The 16,905-nt window shown below is 43.1% G+C and carries 17 protein-coding genes; 15 read left to right on the top strand and 2 right to left on the bottom strand.

All coding sequences use genetic code 11. The features are described 5' to 3' along the window. Positions 1-161 precede the first annotated feature (161 nt). The 3 genes from NSA57_RS10510 to NSA57_RS10500 all read left to right on the top strand — a co-directional run bounded on the left by NSA57_RS10510 (position 162) and on the right by NSA57_RS10500 (position 5,899). Positions 162-3,002 (top strand): midas domain-containing protein, encoded by a 2,841-nt coding sequence (locus NSA57_RS10510; RefSeq protein WP_257464799.1) that lies wholly within the window; start codon positions 162-164, stop codon positions 3,000-3,002. A 122-nt stretch (positions 3,003-3,124) separates the two neighbouring features. Further along, the gene (gene htpG / locus NSA57_RS10505) at positions 3,125-5,176 is read left to right on the top strand and encodes a molecular chaperone HtpG (RefSeq protein ID WP_173752690.1); all 2,052 of its coding nucleotides are present in this window, start codon (positions 3,125-3,127) and stop codon (positions 5,174-5,176) included. A 396-nt stretch (positions 5,177-5,572) separates the two neighbouring features. Beyond that, positions 5,573-5,899, top strand: a complete 327-nt coding sequence (locus tag NSA57_RS10500) for a sporulation initiation factor Spo0A C-terminal domain-containing protein (RefSeq protein WP_022068520.1) — start codon at positions 5,573-5,575, stop codon at positions 5,897-5,899. A 28-nt stretch (positions 5,900-5,927) separates the two neighbouring features. Here the strand turns inward: NSA57_RS10500 and NSA57_RS10495 are convergent, their stop codons facing one another. Then, a complete protein-coding gene (locus NSA57_RS10495) occupies positions 5,928-6,428 on the bottom strand; it encodes a DUF5721 family protein (protein ID WP_257464798.1) in 501 nt (166 codons plus the stop codon). 148 nt (positions 6,429-6,576) lie between these two features. Between NSA57_RS10495 and NSA57_RS10490 the strand changes: the two genes are divergently transcribed. Both NSA57_RS10490 and NSA57_RS10485 read left to right on the top strand, forming a co-directional pair. Continuing rightward, positions 6,577-7,416, top strand: coding sequence for a DegV family protein (locus tag NSA57_RS10490; protein ID WP_257464797.1), 840 nt, complete (start codon positions 6,577-6,579; stop codon positions 7,414-7,416). 98 nt (positions 7,417-7,514) lie between these two features. Further along, positions 7,515-7,769: a hypothetical protein gene (locus tag NSA57_RS10485; RefSeq protein WP_147599894.1), complete on the top strand. Its 255-nt coding sequence runs from the start codon at positions 7,515-7,517 to the stop codon at positions 7,767-7,769. 83 nt (positions 7,770-7,852) lie between these two features. On the opposite strand, the gene NSA57_RS10480 is transcribed toward NSA57_RS10485, so the two are convergent. Continuing rightward, positions 7,853-8,053: a cold-shock protein gene (locus NSA57_RS10480; RefSeq protein WP_005425201.1), complete on the bottom strand. Its 201-nt coding sequence runs from the start codon at positions 8,051-8,053 to the stop codon at positions 7,853-7,855. 329 nt (positions 8,054-8,382) lie between these two features. Here NSA57_RS10480 and pyrF point away from each other — a divergent pair, with 329 nt between their 5' ends. From pyrF to NSA57_RS10430, 10 genes are all read left to right on the top strand, one after another. Next, positions 8,383-9,312: an orotidine-5'-phosphate decarboxylase gene (pyrF, locus tag NSA57_RS10475; protein WP_257464796.1), complete on the top strand. Its 930-nt coding sequence runs from the start codon at positions 8,383-8,385 to the stop codon at positions 9,310-9,312. A 29-nt stretch (positions 9,313-9,341) separates the two neighbouring features. Continuing rightward, positions 9,342-10,124, top strand: a complete 783-nt coding sequence (locus tag NSA57_RS10470) for a dihydroorotate dehydrogenase electron transfer subunit (RefSeq protein ID WP_257464795.1) — start codon at positions 9,342-9,344, stop codon at positions 10,122-10,124. Continuing rightward, positions 10,121-11,026, top strand: a complete 906-nt coding sequence (locus NSA57_RS10465; protein ID WP_257464794.1) for a dihydroorotate dehydrogenase — start codon at positions 10,121-10,123, stop codon at positions 11,024-11,026. Before NSA57_RS10470 ends, NSA57_RS10465 begins: the two co-directional genes overlap by 4 nt. 83 nt (positions 11,027-11,109) lie before the next feature. Then, positions 11,110-12,480, top strand: coding sequence for an MATE family efflux transporter (locus tag NSA57_RS10460; protein WP_257464793.1), 1,371 nt, complete (start codon positions 11,110-11,112; stop codon positions 12,478-12,480). Between the two features lie 87 nt (positions 12,481-12,567). Next, the gene (pyrE, locus tag NSA57_RS10455; RefSeq protein WP_022066478.1) at positions 12,568-13,248 is read left to right on the top strand and encodes an orotate phosphoribosyltransferase; all 681 of its coding nucleotides are present in this window, start codon (positions 12,568-12,570) and stop codon (positions 13,246-13,248) included. Positions 13,249-13,258: 10 nt separating this feature from the next. Next, positions 13,259-13,411 (top strand): hypothetical protein, encoded by a 153-nt coding sequence (locus NSA57_RS10450; RefSeq protein WP_022066477.1) that lies wholly within the window; start codon positions 13,259-13,261, stop codon positions 13,409-13,411. A gap of 48 nt (positions 13,412-13,459) precedes the next feature. Then, the gene (locus NSA57_RS10445) at positions 13,460-13,894 is read left to right on the top strand and encodes a VanZ family protein (protein ID WP_022066476.1); all 435 of its coding nucleotides are present in this window, start codon (positions 13,460-13,462) and stop codon (positions 13,892-13,894) included. Beyond that, positions 13,878-14,192, top strand: a complete 315-nt coding sequence (locus NSA57_RS10440; RefSeq protein ID WP_173752704.1) for a hypothetical protein — start codon at positions 13,878-13,880, stop codon at positions 14,190-14,192. The genes NSA57_RS10445 and NSA57_RS10440 overlap by 17 nt, the downstream gene beginning before the upstream one ends. A gap of 3 nt (positions 14,193-14,195) precedes the next feature. Continuing rightward, positions 14,196-14,783, top strand: coding sequence for an HD domain-containing protein (locus NSA57_RS10435; RefSeq protein WP_257464792.1), 588 nt, complete (start codon positions 14,196-14,198; stop codon positions 14,781-14,783). A gap of 49 nt (positions 14,784-14,832) precedes the next feature. Beyond that, complete coding sequence (locus NSA57_RS10430) at positions 14,833-16,851, top strand: aminopeptidase (protein ID WP_257464842.1); 2,019 nt, start codon at positions 14,833-14,835, stop codon at positions 16,849-16,851. Positions 16,852-16,905: the final 54 nt, after the last annotated feature.

Raw genomic sequence — 16,905 nt, 5'->3', positions numbered from 1 at the left:
TTACATGATTGTTTTTATATATGCTATAATAACCATACAGGAAATAGGAGATACTGAACTGTGTCTTTGCTTACAGCAGGATAATTCCTGTAAAAGTCCATGACTCCGGTAAAAATGGGCATAATAGAAAAATAGCAGAAAGCAGAAAAGGAGGATGACTTATGAGAGCAAAAAGAATTGCAGCGATCGTCATGTCTGTTTTTATGGTGCTGTCCCTTCTTCCCTCGGCCGTGTTTGCGGCAGCGGTATCTACTTTGGAAGGGCAGGTTAAGATCAACGGAAATGCAACTCCTGGAACAACTCTCAGTGCTGATCTGAACGGAGTGAAGCCGGAAGGAATATCAGAGGACAGCGTCAGCTATGTATGGTCCAGAAAGGCGGCATCTGATACAGATAACAGGAACATTACAGAACTCAGCAGGGAAAAAACATGTTCTGTGACCCAGGACGATGTAGGGTCAAAGATTCTTCTGACAATTACCGGGCTGGAAGATAAAGGCTATACCGGAAGCCTTAAAGCAGAAACAACAGAGATAACAGCAGTTTCCCAGGAGCCGGCACAGACAGAGGAGAATAACAGTCAGGAAACAGAAGTCCTGCCGGAAGAACCCTCCCAGGAAGACGCTGAACAGCCAGTGCAGGAAACACCCCAGGAGGAAATCCCGGAGGAGGCAGGAAGCGAATCTGTAGACGGCATCCCGCCGGCGCAGGAAGATACAGACGTACCGGAAGAAACATATGATGAAGCGGAAGAGACTTTAAATGAGGATGAGATCCTGACGCCGTTTGATCCGTCAGAAGAGGAGAACGGTGAGGCGGGAAGCGAGTCCGTGGACGGCATTCCGCCGGCACAGGAAGACGGAGAAGAAAGCATTCCGGAAGAGAATGAACAGGAAAATCCTTCCGGTACAGAGGAACAGGTCTTCAGTGTGGAAGTGATCACAGAAGACGGAGCAGGTGTTCTGGATTTTGGAATACTTCCGGTGGGAGAAACAGCAGACGGAACAACAAAGAATGTAACCGTAAGGAATACAGGAACAGAGACACTGCATTTTCTGGAAAATACCCCGGAACATTTTGCAGTGCAGGACATTCATGATCCCCTTGAGCCGGGAGCAGAGGTAACTCTTTGGGTATCACCAAGACAGGGAACTGCGGCGGGAACATATGAAGATACTATTGCATATCAGACGGAAGAAGGAGCGGAAGCTTCCTTTACTGCAAGAATGGTTCTGGAAGACTCAGAGCAGCCGGAGACTCCTGAAGGATCTGCACTGTCTGCTGATCTGGAGTTAATGGAATTCAGCACACAGGATGCTCAGAAGCTGATGATCACGAATGATTCTTCTGAGGATATCACAGTTGAGGCATTCACAGAGACAGGAAAAGTGATCGCAGATCCGGGTACAGCAGTTGTGCCGGCAGGAGGAAGCGTTGAGTTTGCTGTGATTCCGGCCGAGGATCTGGAAACAGATAAAGATTATCAGGACGTGTTATCTTTTACAGATATCAACAACAGTGAAAATACAGTTTCGGTACAGGTGAAACTGAATATTCCTTCAGAGAAGCCGCAGGGCGGCAGTGATGTTGCGCCAGATACCGATATTGTGGATTTTGGGGCTGTGATTGAGGGATATGGGGAAGCTCCTGCAGAAAAATCTGTGACCCTGACCAATCATGGCACAGAGGAAGCTGCTCTCTCTCAGCCGGCAAGTGAAAATGGAGATCCTCAGTTCTTTGATGCAGTTCTTGCTGATCAGAAGATCGGAGCAGGAGAGAGTACAACTCTGATTCTTCGTCCCAGAACAGGGCTGGCAGCAGGAAGCTATCAGGAAAGCTTTATGGTTGCAGATGAAACCTCCGGAAAGAAAATTGAAATTACTGCCAGTCTGACGGTTGAGGCTGTAAATCACAGCCTGAGCGCAGCTCCTTCCGAACTGGATTTTGCGTCAGCAAAAAAAGGATACGGACAGATTGAGGCCCAGCAGGTTACTGTGACCAATAATGGAAATGTTACTGAGACACTGGTACAGCCTGCAGGAAAGAATTTTGAAGTAAGTAAAGTGGAAGCTTCAGCGCTGACTCTGCAGCCGGGAGACTCTGTAAGCTTTACCGTAAGGCCGAAGACAGGTCTTGATGTAAATATTTACCAGGAAACCGTAGAAGTGGCTTCAGAAAGCGCAAAAACAGGCTTTAAGGCAGTTTTCCAGGTAATCAAGGGAAGCGCATCCCTTACAAAGATCCAGACTCCGGCAGATATTACCGGACTGGCAAACGGAACGAAAAAGGATGCAAAATCCTTAAAACTTCCGTCAGTGGTTGTAATTGAAACAACATCAGGAAATATGAATGCGACAGTATCCTGGGATGTGAAGAACTGCAGCTATGATCCGTCCGATACAGATGCGCAGAGCTTCCGTGTTCAGGGAACTGTGAAGCTTCCGGAAGGTGTTGACAATGATAAGAACCTGGAGCTTAAAACAAGTGTTAAGGTCAGTGTAAAAGCGTATACTTCAAAAACTGTATCTGCAGATCAGAATAAGATCACAGGAATCGAGTACAATGGAGTGTACACTACACAATCCAGAATTTCCTTTACTGCGGTAGGTGCAGGAATGGACAATGCATCTCCGAGAAAAGGCGATACCAGATATCTTCCTTTGAACTGGACTGTGATCAATACAAATAACTGGGATGCAGCGCCGTATACAGCTACCTTTGGCCTGGCTCAGAGCGGAGATTACACACTGAAGGTTACTTTCCAGCTTCAGACCTATGACGGAAAAACATGGAAGAGTTCTGAAACCTATGATACAAAGTCAGTACCGTTTACCATTTCCAAGGCAAAGGTTACTGCTCCGGGACAGAACCTTACTCCTGCAGCAAACCGCAAAAATGCAGTAAAAACAGGAGATGATTCACCGATCGCTGTTTTTGTGGTGATTCTTGTAGTAGCTGCGGCAGCCATTGCAGGCGTGATTATTTACCGTAAAAAGAAATAAAAAGTTACAAAACAAAATTACTAGCACTCATTTAATGTGAGTGCTAGTTTTTTCTTGACTTTTATGAGAAAGGGTATTACTATATATCACAGAAATGAAAAAAACAAAGGAGTGTGGAATACATGGCTGTAAAGCATGGTAACTTATCAATTAACAGTGACAACATTTTTCCTATTATAAAAAAGTGGCTTTATTCAGATCATGATATTTTTGTGCGCGAGCTTGTATCAAACGGATGCGATGCAATTACCAAACTGAAAAAGCTGGAGGTAATGGGAGAATATAGTTTCCCGGAAAATTATAAGCCTGCAATCCAGGTAACCGTTGATTCTGAAAAAAAGACTCTGAAATTCACCGATAACGGTATTGGTATGACTGCAGACGAGGTGGAGGAATACATCACTCAGATCGCTTTTTCCGGCGCTACAGAATTTCTGGAGAAATATAAAGATAAAACAACAGATGATCAGATGATCGGGCATTTTGGCCTGGGCTTTTATTCTGCATTTATGGTAGCAGATGAAGTGCATATTGATACGCTTTCCTATAAAGAAGGCTCTGTTCCGGTTCACTGGACCTGTGACGGCGGAACAGAATATGACATTCAGGACGGAAATAAAGATACCGTAGGTACAGAGATCACGTTGTTTCTGAATGAAGAGAGCCTGGAATTCTGTAATGAATACCGTATGCGTGAGGTTCTTGAAAAATACTGCTCCTTTATGCCTGTAAATATTTATCTTGCAAAAGAAAATGCAGAGCAGGAATATGAGACAATTGATGAAGCTGATTTAAGAGATGACGATGTTGTTGTGGAGCATATTCACGAAGAGGCAAAAACAGAGGAAAAAGAAAATGACAAGGGAGAAAAGGAAATCGTAGAAATTTCTCCTGCAAGAGACCGTGTAAAGATCAACAAACGTCCGGTTTCTTTAAGTAATCCTCAGCCGCTCTGGATGAAACATCCAAACGAATGTACAGATGAAGAATATAAAGAATTTTACCGTAAAGTATTTATGGATTATAAAGAGCCGCTGTTCTGGATCCATCTGAACATGGACTATCCATTTAACCTGAAAGGAATCCTGTATTTCCCGAAGATCAATACAGAGTATGATTCCATTGAGGGAACCATTAAACTTTACAACAATCAGGTATTTATTGCAGATAATATCAAAGAAGTGATTCCGGAATTCCTGTTGCTTCTGAAAGGCGTGATCGACTGTCCGGATCTTCCGCTGAACGTATCAAGAAGCGCACTTCAGAACGATGGATTTGTTCAGAAGATTTCTGAATATATTGCGAAAAAAGTAGCTGACAAGCTGACCGGAATGTGTAAGACAGACCGCGAGGCATACGAAAAATACTGGGATGACATCAGTCCGTTTATTAAATTTGGATGTATTAAAGACTCAAAGTTTGCAGACAAGCTTCATGACTATATTCTGTTTAAGGATCTGGACAACAAATACCTTACCCTTAAAGACTGTATAGAGGCAAACAAGAAGGAAGAGGCAGAACACACTGAGGAAGAGACTCAGGAAAATGCAGAAGAAAATAAAGATGAGAAAGAACCGGAAAAGACAACAGTATTTTATGTAACAGATCCGGTACAGCAGAGCCAGTATATTAATATGTTTAAGGAAGCTGGAAAGAATGCGGTGATTCTTTCTCATAATATTGATACTGCCTTTATTTCTCATCTTGAGCAGAGAGATCAGACACTTCAGTTTAAGAGAATTGATGCAGATCTGACAGAAGAGCTGAAGGGCGGAGACGCTGCTGATGACGATACAGCAAAAACGCTGACAGAGCTTTTCCGTAAAAATTTGAATAAAGAAAAGCTTGAAGTGAAAGTAGAAAGTCTGAAGAATGAAGCAGTATCCGCAATGATGATGCTTTCTGAGGAAAGCCGTCGTATGCAGGATATGATGAAAATGTATAATATGTATGGAATGGATCCGGGAATGTTTGGCGGACAGGAAACACTTGTCTTAAACATTAACCATCCTCTGGTGAAGTTCCTTGCAGAGAATCAGGAGTCTGAACATGCAGCAGTTATCTGTGAACAGCTTTATGATCTGGCAATGATCAGTCACAAGCAGCTTTCACCAGATGAAATGACAAAATTTGTTCAGAGAAGCAATGATATTTTGATGCTGCTGACAAAATAAACCAAAATGAATGTGAGTAAAGTCCCGGTGCCTGAAAAGGTAACCGGGATTTTTGTATGTTTTCTAAAAGACAAGAAACTATTCTTTTTTAAAGAAAATAAAGAGACAGACATAAAAAAATAAGTACAAGATGTTCTGATAGAGTAAAAAATATAAATTTTTGTATTATTTTGATATAAAACGCCAAAAATTAATATTGACAAATTACATCGTGATTCTTATGCTAGAAAAGTATGTCCGAGCAAGGTTTTGTTGAAGAATCTCGAAAAAATTATGAAAATTACTTTTTCTTTCGATATTCCACGAGTTATTTAGTAAATAGAAAAATATTGATAAATTGTCGTATAGTATATGGGAGAAAAAGAAAATTAGAAATAAATTTCAGAGGAGAAAGAAATGAGGAAAGTATACCATTTAATCAGACAGATGGGAGTAACATCGAAGTACAAAGGATATTATTTTGTGGCAGATGCTGTAAAACTGTCCATGGAGACAGCCGGATATCCCCTGAGAATTACCAAGGATGTGTATCCTCCGTTGGCGAGAAAATATAAATCTACCCCGAACAATATTGAACATGATATCCGGACTGTAGTCAATGTCTGCTGGTGTGCGAATAAAGATCAAATGGACAGGATTGCCGGATATCCTCTGAGTTACAAGCCTACAAACAGCGAGTTTGTAGACATGCTGGCATTTTATCTCAGTTCAGATGACAGATAGTTGATAAAAAAGATAAAAGAAAACTGTTTTACAGGGATTCACAGTCAATACCGAGACCGCGGAAAAAGTTGTGAACGGAAACGTCCCAGAACTGTTCAGCACGTTTGTCCATGGAAAAGTATATTTGAGAGATTCCTGTAGTACACAGAAGCATATTGTTTTTATACTGTATAATGAAAGAAAAACTGCTGACAGCAGAAAAAAGATCAGACTCTTTTTCTTCAAAAATAGAGAAAAACTGTTCAGGCGAAAGCTGAAATACAATTTTGAATTGCAGTGGAGTTCGCCTTCCGCGTATGATTGAAAAACAAAAAGGTCTTATTTCCTTCCATGCAGAATAAACTGCTCTGTTTTGGGTCAGGATATTTTGTGTGTCGGTATCAAAAAATTCTTTCTTTATCATCCCGTCTATGGAAAAAGTATTAAAGGTTGTGACAGAAACTTCTGCCATGGGAAAATGGTCAAAAGTATTCCCGATCAGAAGATGGTTCATGAATCCTTTGACATCGTTGATTTTCAGTGCAAGCATATTCAGGCTCCCTTGATTTTTTTTTATTATAAAACAGAAATGAAAAAAAGAACAGAGTTTTTAGAAAAAGTCTTTTCAAATGTCAGGTGATATGGTAATATAAACGTGGTATTCGATACTACATATAATGGAAAAGAGGACGATATAATTGAGTTATAAAATTATTATAGACAGTTGCGGAGAATTCCTTGACGAATGGAAAGATGATGAACGTTTTGAATCTGTTCCGCTGACATTGAATGTAGGCGGGGAGACGGTGATAGATGATGAAACTTTTGATCAGGCTGAGTTTTTGAAAAAAGTAGCTGCCTGCCCGGAATGCCCGAAATCGGCATGTCCGTCTCCGGAACGCTATATGAAGGCATATGAATGTGAGGCGGATCATATTTACGCGGTGACTTTATCCTCAGAACTGAGCGGTTCCTATAACAGTGCAGTGATTGGAAAAGATCTGTTTCTGGAGGAGAATCCGGGAAGAAATGTTTATGTATTTAATTCCCGGTCAGCTTCTGTAGGAGAAACGTTGATCGGAATGAAGATCCAGGAATGTGAGGAAGCAGGCTGTTCTTTTCGGGAAACCGTGGAAAGGGTTGAGAAATATATAGCAGAACAGAACACATTTTTTGTTCTGGATGATCTGGAGACCCTTCGCAAGAACGGACGTCTCAGCAGAGTAAAATCTCTTGTTGCAAGCGCCCTGAAGATCAAACCGGTTATGGGATCTACAGATGAGGGAACTATCTGTCAGCTTGATCAGGCAAGAGGAATCAATAAAGCTCTTATAAAAATGGTTCAGCATGTTGCTGAAAAGACAGAAAACAGTGAGACAAAGGTTCTGGCGATTTCCCACTGCAACTGCAGAGAGCGCGCAATGCTTTTAAAGGACGCCCTTCAGGAAAGGCTTACAACCAAAGAGATCATTGTTCTGGATACAGCAGGTGTCAGCAGTATGTATGCCAATAACGGCGGAGTGATCGTGGCTGTTTAAAAGCATTGCATGAATGTAGATGACGTGCTATAATTATCTCTATATTCAGCTGCTGCAGCAATGAACAGCAGCCTATTTACAGTAAAGGAGATTCAGTTATGAGCCAGAAAAAAGTGGATCAGTATAAAGCAAGAAAAAACGGTCACAGCAAAGAACAGAAAAAAGAGAAGTTTTATGACTGGCTGGAAAGAATTGTGGGCGTAGTTGTCTGTGTGGCTCTTGTTGCATGGATCGGATATTCTGTTTACGACAAAATAGAACAGAAACAGGATTCTGTTGTAACACAGACTACTATGGACACATCTGCTCTGGACAGCTATGTAGCCGGACTTTCAGCAGAAACAACAGAATAAGCAAATAAGAAAAATCCCCGGTATATGCCGGGGATTTTTGTGATCAATACGAATGCTATCCGATATGAACAGATAATAACTTATTATAATTTTGTAACATTAGCTGCCTGCATTCCGCGAGCGCCTTCTGTCAGATCATAAGTTACGGCCTGTCCCTCATCAAGAGATTTGAATCCTTCGCCGTTGATTGCAGAAAAGTGTACAAATACATCAGCGCCATCTTCACCTGTGATGAAGCCGTATCCTTTTTCTGCGTTGAACCATTTTACAGTCCCCTTGTTCATGATGTTACCTCCATAAAAATAAAAAGTTAAAAGTCCATCTGACGAAAAAAATCACCAGATTTTACAGACTATATCATGTAATATATAATCTCTAAAAACTAGTGATTTTATATTAATAATGTAGTGGACTTGGTTATGATTATATAGCTCATATTTTAAATTGTCAAGATTATTCTTAAGGATTGTAAAAAAACTGACACAAGGGAGACAGTGAGAAAATAAATGTATTTTATAAATATGAAAAACAGGCAAAAAATACTTTATTAAATCTCTGGTTTCGTGTATGATATGTTTAAGTATGTAAAAATAAATTTCAGGAGGAAATTTTTATGATTAATAAACTGGTTGAAAAAATTAAAAAAACAAATGCTCCTATCGTAGTGGGGCTGGATCCGATGCTGAATTACATCCCAAAGCATATCCAGGATAATGCATTTGCAGAATTTGGCGAGACACTGGAGGGCGCTGCGGAGGCAATCTGGCAGTTTAATAAGGCAATTGTGGATTCCACCTGTGATCTGATCCCGGCAGTAAAACCACAGATCGCCATGTATGAGCAGTTCGGGATCCCGGGACTTCAGGCATACAAAAAAACAGTAGACTATTGTAAAGAAAAAGATCTTGTAGTGATCGGAGACATTAAGAGAGGAGATATCGGATCTACTTCTGCCGCATATGCAGTGGGACATCTGGGCCATGTTCAGGTAGGAACCAAAAGCTATGCGGGCTTTGACGAGGATTTTGCAACCGTGAATCCGTATCTTGGATCTGATGGCGTAAAACCGTTTATCGACGTATGTAAAGAAGAAAACAAAGGTCTTTTTATTCTTGTAAAAACATCAAATCCTTCCAGCGGCGAGTTCCAGGACCGCCTGATCGAGGGACGTCCTCTCTATGAGTGGGTAGGTGAAAAGGTTGCTCAGTGGGGCGAGGAACATATGGGTAACGGATATAGCTATGTTGGAGCTGTTGTGGGCGCAACTTATCCGGAAATGGGAAAAGTTCTCCGTAAACTTATGCCGAAAACCTTTATTCTTGTGCCAGGCTACGGCGCTCAGGGCGGCAAGGGCAAAGATCTGGTTCATTTCTTTAACGAGGATGGTCTGGGAGCTATTGTAAACTCCTCAAGAGGAATTATTGCGGCTTATAAACAGGAAGCTTACGCAGAATTTGGTGAAAAGAACTTTGCAGACGCATCCAGACAGGCGGTAAAAGATATGATCGCTGATATCAGCGGAGCTCTGGAAGGCCGCAAATAATCAGGACGAACTGATTCAGGAGGAAAGAGATGAGCAAAAAGACAAAAGAAAGCTTAAAGATTGTAAGCCAGGAAAGAATCGGGAAAGATATTTACAGCATGTGGCTCCAGGCAGACCATATGGCTGCGGAGGCGAAGCCGGGCCAGTTTCTTTCACTTTATACGCGGGATGGAAGCAAGCTGCTTCCCCGCCCCATCAGTATCTGTGAAATTGACAGAGAAAACGGAAGAATCCGTCTTGTTTATCGGGTAACAGGAAAGAACACAGGAACAGAGGCCTTTTCCAGACTCCATGCAGGCGTTCCGGTAGAGGTTCTGGGACCGCTGGGAAATGGTTTTCCTCTTCATGAAGCAGAGGGAAAACGTGTATTTCTCATGGGCGGAGGAATTGGTATTCCTCCTATGCTTCAGACTGCAAAAGAGCTGAAAGGGACAAAAACAGCGATCCTCGGTTACAGAGATGAGCTGTTTCTGAATGATGAGTTTCAGGCGTATGCAGATGTCTGTGTTGCCACTGAAGACGGAAGCACCGGCACAAAGGGAAATGTTATGGATGCCATCAGAGAGAATGCTCTGGAAGCAGATGTGATTTTTGCCTGCGGACCCACACCTATGCTTCGGGCAATCAAAGCCTATGCGGAGGAAAAAAATATTCCATGCTGGATTTCTATGGAAGAACGTATGGCCTGCGGCGTTGGGGCCTGTCTTGCCTGTGTGTGCAAATCAAAGGAGATCGACAGCCATTCCCATGTACACAATAAACGTATCTGCAAAGACGGTCCTGTATTTTTGAGCACGGAGGTGGAGCTATGATAAAGACAGCCGTTACACTGGCAGGAGTAGAACTGAAGAATCCTGTTATGACAGCCTCCGGGACTTTCGGCTCAGGAGCGGAGTACAGCGAATTTATAGATCTGAATAAACTGGGCGCTGTAGTAACAAAAGGAGTGGCAAACGTACCGTGGCCGGGAAATCCCACGCCTCGTGTGGCAGAAACAGCCTCCGGTATGCTGAATGCCATTGGCCTTCAGAATCCGGGAATTGATGTATTCTGTGAAAGGGATATTCCGTTCCTTAAAAAATATGACACAAAGATCATTGTAAATGTGTGCGGAAAAAGCACAGAAGACTACTGTGAAGTAGTAGAGCGTCTGGGAAATGAACCGGTAGATCTTCTGGAGATCAATGTATCCTGCCCAAACGTAAAAGAAGGCGGAATTGCTTTCGGACAGGATCCAAAGGCTCTGGAAGCCATTACAAAAGAAGTTAAAAAATATGCAAAGCAGCCGATCATCATGAAGCTCAGCCCTAATGTGACAGACATCACGGAAATGGCAAAAGCAGCGGAGGCCGGAGGCGCAGATATTCTTTCTCTTATCAATACTCTGACAGGAATGAAGATCGATATCTATAAAAAAACATTTGCTCTGGCAAATAAAACCGGCGGAATGTCAGGCCCGGCTGTAAAACCTGTGGCTGTCCGCATGGTATACCAGGTAGCTCAGGCAGTGAAGCTTCCCATTATTGGAATGGGCGGAATCTCCACTGCAGAGGATGCGCTGGAATTTATTCTTGCAGGTGCAAGTGCAGTGTCTGTGGGAACTGCAAATTTCTTTAATCCTTATGCTGCGGAAGAAGTAGTCCGGGGAATTGAGGACTATATGAAATCCCAGAAGACAGAGGATATCTGTCAGCTGATCGGCGCGGTAAAATAGTTTTTTGATAAGGGCTGCTGTAAAGCATATCCGGAAATGTTCCGGGTATATATTTACAGCGGACCTTTTTTTAGGGAGAAATTATGAAAAAAGATATGACAAGCGATATGACAGTAGGGAACCCGGTGAAGCTGATCATCTGGTTTATGATACCAATGTTCCTTGGCAATGTGTTTCAGCAGTTTTATAATATTGCAGACTCTATTGTTGCCGGTCAGTTTATCGGCGTAGATGCTCTGGCAGCCATTGGAAGCACCGGTTCTCTGATGTTTTTTGTAACTGGATGGCTCAATGGAATGAGCAGCGGTTTTGCCATTATTGTTTCTCAGATGTTCGGGGCAAAGAAATACGATGATATGCGCCATTATGTGGCAATGTCTGTGTACCTGATGTTTGGGATCACTGCAGTGATGACTGTGGGGCTTCTTGCGTTTAATGAGCCGATCCTTCGCCTGATGAATTCTCCGGAGGAGCTGATGGGAGATGTAAAGGCGTATATGGGGATCATCTATGCGGGACTGATTGTCACCGCAGCCTATAATGCTCTGGCAGCTTTCCTGCGCGCACTGGGAGATTCAAAATCTCCGCTTTATTTCCTGATCATTTCAGCAGCTATCAATGTGGTGCTGGACGTGGTATTTATCAAGTTCCTGGGAATGGGTGTGGAAGGCTGCGCTTATGCTACAGTTATCGCTCAGGCGGTTTCAGCAGTATGCTGCATGGTTTACATTATAAAGAAGTATCCGATCCTTCATCTGGAAAAGAAAAACTTTGCGCTTCGCAGGGGGAGCTTTGCCAAGCTTCTGAATCTGGGTATTCCCATGGCCCTGCAGTTTTCCATTACAGCCATTGGAACTATTATTGTACAGGGAGCAGTGAATGTTTACGGCGCTGTTTATATGGCGGGATTTTCTGCTGCAGGAAAGATTCAGAATATTATTACCATGGTAGCTGTTTCCATAGGAGCAACCATTGCGACCTATGTGGGACAGAACCGGGGTGCAGGCCGCATGGACCGTGTACAGGCAGGTGTGAAATGTTCCTGGATCATGCTTCTTATATGGGCTGCTATTGAGATGGTTGTAATGTATTTTGGCGGCAAATATTTTACCTATCTGTTTATTGATCCTTCAGAGACAGCGGTGGTAGAGGTTTCGGTAACCTATTTCCGCACTGTATTCTGGGCTTACCCGTTCCTCTGTACAATTTTCCTTTTCCGAAATGCTCTTCAGGGAATGGGTTATGGGCTGGTTCCTATGCTTGGCGGAATTTTTGAACTGGTTGCCAGAACTGCTATCGTTCTTCTTGTTGCAGGAAAAACCAGCTTTGCAGGAATCTGTATGGCAGATCCGGCAGCATGGATCGCTGCCCTGATTCCTCTGATCCCATACTATTATTATATAATGAAAAAATATAAAAAACAGACTGTGGCGCCCCTTTCATCCATTGATTGAAAAAAAACAGCAGATATGCTAAAATAAAACAGATATATTATGGAAAAAATGAAAAGGGCTTGCCCGTAAATACGGAGGTTGAAAAATATGGAACAGTATAAACAGGAATTTATTCAGTTCATGGTAGACAGCAAGGTTCTGAAATTCGGTGAATTTACACTGAAAAGCGGAAGAAAATCCCCATTTTTTATGAATGCAGGGGGATATGTAACAGGATCTCAGTTAAAGAAACTGGGCGAATACTATGCAAGAGCTATTCATGACAAATATGGAGACGATTTCGACGTATTATTCGGACCTGCATACAAAGGAATCCCGTTAAGCGTTGTGACAGCGATTGCCTACAGCGAGCTTTATGGAAAAGAAGTACGCTACTGCTCTGACCGAAAAGAAGAAAAAGACCACGGCGCAGATAAAGGAAGCTTTCTTGGAAGTACTCTGAAGGACGGAGACAGAGTTGTTATGATCGAGGACGTAACCACTTCCGGAAAATCCATGGAGGAGACTGTGCCTAAGGTAAAAGGAGCGGCAGACGTGGAGATCGTTGGTCTTATGGTTTCTCTGAACCGTATGGAAGTAGGAAAGGGCGGAGAAAAATGCGCTCTTGATGAAGTGAAGGATCTGTACGGCTTTGACACTGCGGCTATTGTGGACATGGCAGAGGTGACAGAGTATCTTTACAACAAAGAGGTAAATGGACAGGTGATCATCGATGATACTCTGAAGGCAGCCATTGATGACTATTATCGTCAGTACGGAGTGAAATAGGAGGTTCGCCGTGAACGAAAAGATTTATAAAACAATGACAAGAACAGGGGCCTGCAGTCTGGCGGTAGGCATTGTTACCCTGGTGACAGGCGCCGCAGCCGGTATCCTTATGATCATCAGCGGAGCGAGACTTTTAAAGAGAAAGTCAGATATTCTGATCTGACGGTGAGCTGTGAGTAACAGGGCAAAACAAAAAATCCGGCAGATAGGAATGGTTCTTTTTGTGCTGTATGTGCTGCTTCTGATCTACTTTCTGTTTTTTTCTGAGGGATACGGACGGATTGCGGAGGAGGAGCGCATATACAGATACAACCTGAAACCTTTTGTGGAGATCCGGAGATTCTGGATGTACCGGGAACAGGTTGGCTTGTCTGCTTTTTTTATGAATATTTTCGGGAATGTGATCGGATTCATTCCCCTGGGATTTATCCTGCCGGTCATCAGCCGGAGATGGCGCAGCGGATTCCTGATCGTTCTGTCCGGGTTCAGTCTGAGTCTGTGTGTGGAAACGATTCAGCTTGTAACAAGAGTGGGCTGCTTTGATGTGGATGATCTGATTTTAAATACTGCAGGCGCGGCAGCAGGATATGTGCTGTTTGCAGTCTGTAATTACCTGAGGAGAAGGCATTATGGCGAAAAGATATAGATATTCATTTGTAAAAACAAAAGAAGCAGAAAAGGGGAAGCTGTCAGTAGGGTTGGCAGCTGCTTCCCTTATTTTGTTTCTTGCAGCAGTTCTGACTGCTTTTGCACTTGACGGCGCTTATGGATTTATTGTGGGAGGTATCTGCCTTTTTGCAACTATGCTTTCTGCCTACGGGTTCATTTTGGGACTATTGAGTTTTTCAGAGGAAAAGCGTATGCATCGTACCAGTGTTGTTGGTTCTATTCTGAATGGGATCATTATGGTGGGATGGCTGGGCTTTTTTTTAATGGGAGTGTAAAAAATGGAACGTTTAGAGAAACAGATGCAGTTTATTATAGAAGTGGACAAAGTAAAAAATATTTTTCGGCAGACATATCTTGCAGACGGGAATCGTAAAGAAAATGATGCGGAACATTCCTGGCATCTTGCCCTTATGGCGGTTCTTCTGAAGGAATATTCCAATGAAGAGGTAAGCCTGGAAAAGGTGATTCCCATGGTGCTGATCCATGATCTTGTGGAAATTGACGCAGGAGATACCTATGCCTATGACGAGGCCGGTGCGGCAACCAAGGAAATCAGAGAAAGGAAGGCTGCTGAGCGGATCTTTGGGCTTCTTCCGGAGGATCAGAGAAGCTGGTTCCGGCAGCTTTGGGAAGAGTTTGAGGCATACGAGACACCGGAAGCAAAGTTTGCCCACGTACTTGATAACTGTCAGCCGCTTCTTTTAAACGACGCTTCCGGAGGAAGAAGCTGGGCGGAGCACGGCGTGAAAAAAAGCCAGATTTACAAAAGGAATCAGCATACTTCAGAAGGTTCCGGGGAAATCTGGGAGTATATGAAGAAACTGGTAGACAAGCATATCCGTCTGGGAAATGTGATTGATGAATAAAGATGGAGAAGATTTTTTGAAAGGAGATGACAGTTTGGACGAATTACTGATGGAACGGTTTGCCCTTGCTGAAGAACGGATTGCAGAAATCTGTACAGAAAAGGAAATCAAAGAGCCCTTTGGAGAATTTTTTCAGAAAACAGCAGAGTTTCTGGGAAAAACAGGGAAAATCCTGAAAAGAGAACAGGAAGAGCTTTCTCTGGAAGAGCTGAAAGCGGAAAATACGGCTTTGTATGAAGAGCTTTTTCCGGAAAACTATAAGACCTCCTATGGAAATCCTGCTTATGCAGCAGAAAAGCTGGGGGAATACGGACAGAGCTTCTGCTTTTTGTATGCGGAGCTGAGAGGCACTATAGTCTATGCATATGAAAAAAAATGGTGGGATTATCTTGTGTGCGCGGAGCTGTTTCTGGAGATTCATTCTGCTTTCTGCGAAGAGGAACTCCCTGCGCCCAAAACAGTAGAAGATATCCTACGCTCTTATGTAAATGACTACTGCCAGGATATGATGGAACAGAGAATTGCAGAGGGCGTTGATCCGGAGCTGGATTTTGCCACAAAGATCATTATGGAGTCAGATCTTGAGGATCTGAGGTATCTTTACCGCTATGGCGAATACGTATCCGGAAATGAGACCGGTGTGGCTCTTTTCCTGAACAGTCTTTCTCAGGAAAAAATTGATGATATGGCGCGTACCTATACAGAAGGATATCGCATCGGATTTATTAATACAAGAAAAGACCTTACAAAAAAGAAAACCGTAAATATCCGCTATAATCTGGGATTTGAACGGATGGTGCGGGCGGCAGTCCTTCAGTTCCGTGAAATGGGACTGGAGCCTGTGATCTATCGTCATGCGGCTCATGTGATCAATAAAAGAGGGGCATCCCGTGTAGGATATATGGGCGGAAACGCCAACCCTCAGTATGATTATGACCACAGACAGGACTGCGCTCTGTTCCTTGACAGCGACTTTGTAAAAAGGAAACTCCGCTCCATGCAGAACGCTTACGACAAGTACAGAGATCTGGCAGAAGTCCACGGCGGTCCTGCATGTATTGAAACCTTTGGAGAGGAACCTTTTTCGCCGGTGTCCAAGCCGGAAGCCCTGAGCTTAAGCGAAGCTCAGCAGAAGCTTCAGGTGGAGCTTGACAATGAATCCGGTCAGATTGTCAACCGCTATATCAAAGGAGATGAGAGAAGCTTTACCATTATCGCCTATCCGGTGCCGGAGATCGGAGGAAACTTCCCGGAGATTTTTGATGAGATCGTAAAGATCAATACACTGGACTATAAGCTTTATGAAAAAATCCAGCAGACGATCATTGAAACTCTGGATACCTGCGAGTGGGTGGAGATCAAAGGACAGAACGGCAATGAAACAGATATTATCATTCATCTTCATACACTGGCGGATATCAAAAAACAGACAAACTTTGAAAACTGTGTGGCAGATGTGAATATCCCGGTAGGAGAGGTGTTTACTTCTCCGGTTCTGGCAGGCACAGGCGGAGTCCTCCATGTAAAAAAAGTGTATCTGAACGGACTGCAGTTTAAGGATCTGAAGCTTGTATTTGACTGCGGTCAGGTGATCGATTATTCCTGCAGTAACTTTGAGACGGAAGGGGAAAACCGCGCTTATATTGAGGATAATATCCTTCACCATCATGTGAAGCTTCCAATGGGAGAGTTTGCCATCGGAACAAATACCACAGCCTATGTGGCTGCAGAAAAATACGGGATCGCAGACAAGCTGCCCATTCTGATCGCAGAAAAAATGGGACCTCATTTTGCAGTGGGCGATACCTGTTACAGCTGGGCTGAGGATATTGCGGTATATAATCCGGACGGGAGAGAGATCATTGCCAGAGACAATGAAATATCCAGCCTCAGAAAAGAGGATATCAGTCTTGCGTACTATGGATGCCATACAGATATTACCATTCCTTACGAAGAGCTTGGAAGTATCCGCGTGATCGATGATGAGGGAGAAGGACGTTCCATTATTGAAAAAGGACGTTTTGTACTTCCTGGTACAGAGGAACTGAACCGCCCTTTTGAGAAATAAAGAGAATGCGGAAGGAAGAAATTCCGAAATATACAAAAACAGTTTGTTTGCCAA

This window comes from Blautia caecimuris (assembly GCF_024622975.1).
Classification (GTDB): domain Bacteria; phylum Bacillota; class Clostridia; order Lachnospirales; family Lachnospiraceae; genus Blautia_A; species Blautia_A caecimuris.
The sequence above is the reverse complement of the archived record's forward strand: the minus strand, read 5'-3'. Positions and strand labels throughout refer to the sequence as shown.

Coding starts and splice junctions, on each gene's coding strand:
- NSA57_RS10510 (WP_257464799.1), top strand. CDS start 162: ATGAGAGCAAAAAGAATTGCAGCGATCGTCATGTCTGTTTTTATGGTG.
- htpG (WP_173752690.1), top strand. CDS start 3,125: ATGGCTGTAAAGCATGGTAACTTATCAATTAACAGTGACAACATTTTT.
- NSA57_RS10500 (WP_022068520.1), top strand. CDS start 5,573: ATGAGGAAAGTATACCATTTAATCAGACAGATGGGAGTAACATCGAAG.
- NSA57_RS10495 (WP_257464798.1), bottom strand. CDS start 6,428: ATGCTTGCACTGAAAATCAACGATGTCAAAGGATTCATGAACCATCTT.
- NSA57_RS10485 (WP_147599894.1), top strand. CDS start 7,515: ATGAGCCAGAAAAAAGTGGATCAGTATAAAGCAAGAAAAAACGGTCAC.
- NSA57_RS10480 (WP_005425201.1), bottom strand. CDS start 8,053: ATGAACAAGGGGACTGTAAAATGGTTCAACGCAGAAAAAGGATACGGC.
- pyrF (WP_257464796.1), top strand. CDS start 8,383: ATGATTAATAAACTGGTTGAAAAAATTAAAAAAACAAATGCTCCTATC.
- NSA57_RS10470 (WP_257464795.1), top strand. CDS start 9,342: ATGAGCAAAAAGACAAAAGAAAGCTTAAAGATTGTAAGCCAGGAAAGA.
- NSA57_RS10465 (WP_257464794.1), top strand. CDS start 10,121: ATGATAAAGACAGCCGTTACACTGGCAGGAGTAGAACTGAAGAATCCT.
- NSA57_RS10460 (WP_257464793.1), top strand. CDS start 11,110: ATGAAAAAAGATATGACAAGCGATATGACAGTAGGGAACCCGGTGAAG.
- pyrE (WP_022066478.1), top strand. CDS start 12,568: ATGGAACAGTATAAACAGGAATTTATTCAGTTCATGGTAGACAGCAAG.
- NSA57_RS10445 (WP_022066476.1), top strand. CDS start 13,460: ATGGTTCTTTTTGTGCTGTATGTGCTGCTTCTGATCTACTTTCTGTTT.
- NSA57_RS10440 (WP_173752704.1), top strand. CDS start 13,878: ATGGCGAAAAGATATAGATATTCATTTGTAAAAACAAAAGAAGCAGAA.
- NSA57_RS10435 (WP_257464792.1), top strand. CDS start 14,196: ATGGAACGTTTAGAGAAACAGATGCAGTTTATTATAGAAGTGGACAAA.
- NSA57_RS10430 (WP_257464842.1), top strand. CDS start 14,833: ATGGAACGGTTTGCCCTTGCTGAAGAACGGATTGCAGAAATCTGTACA.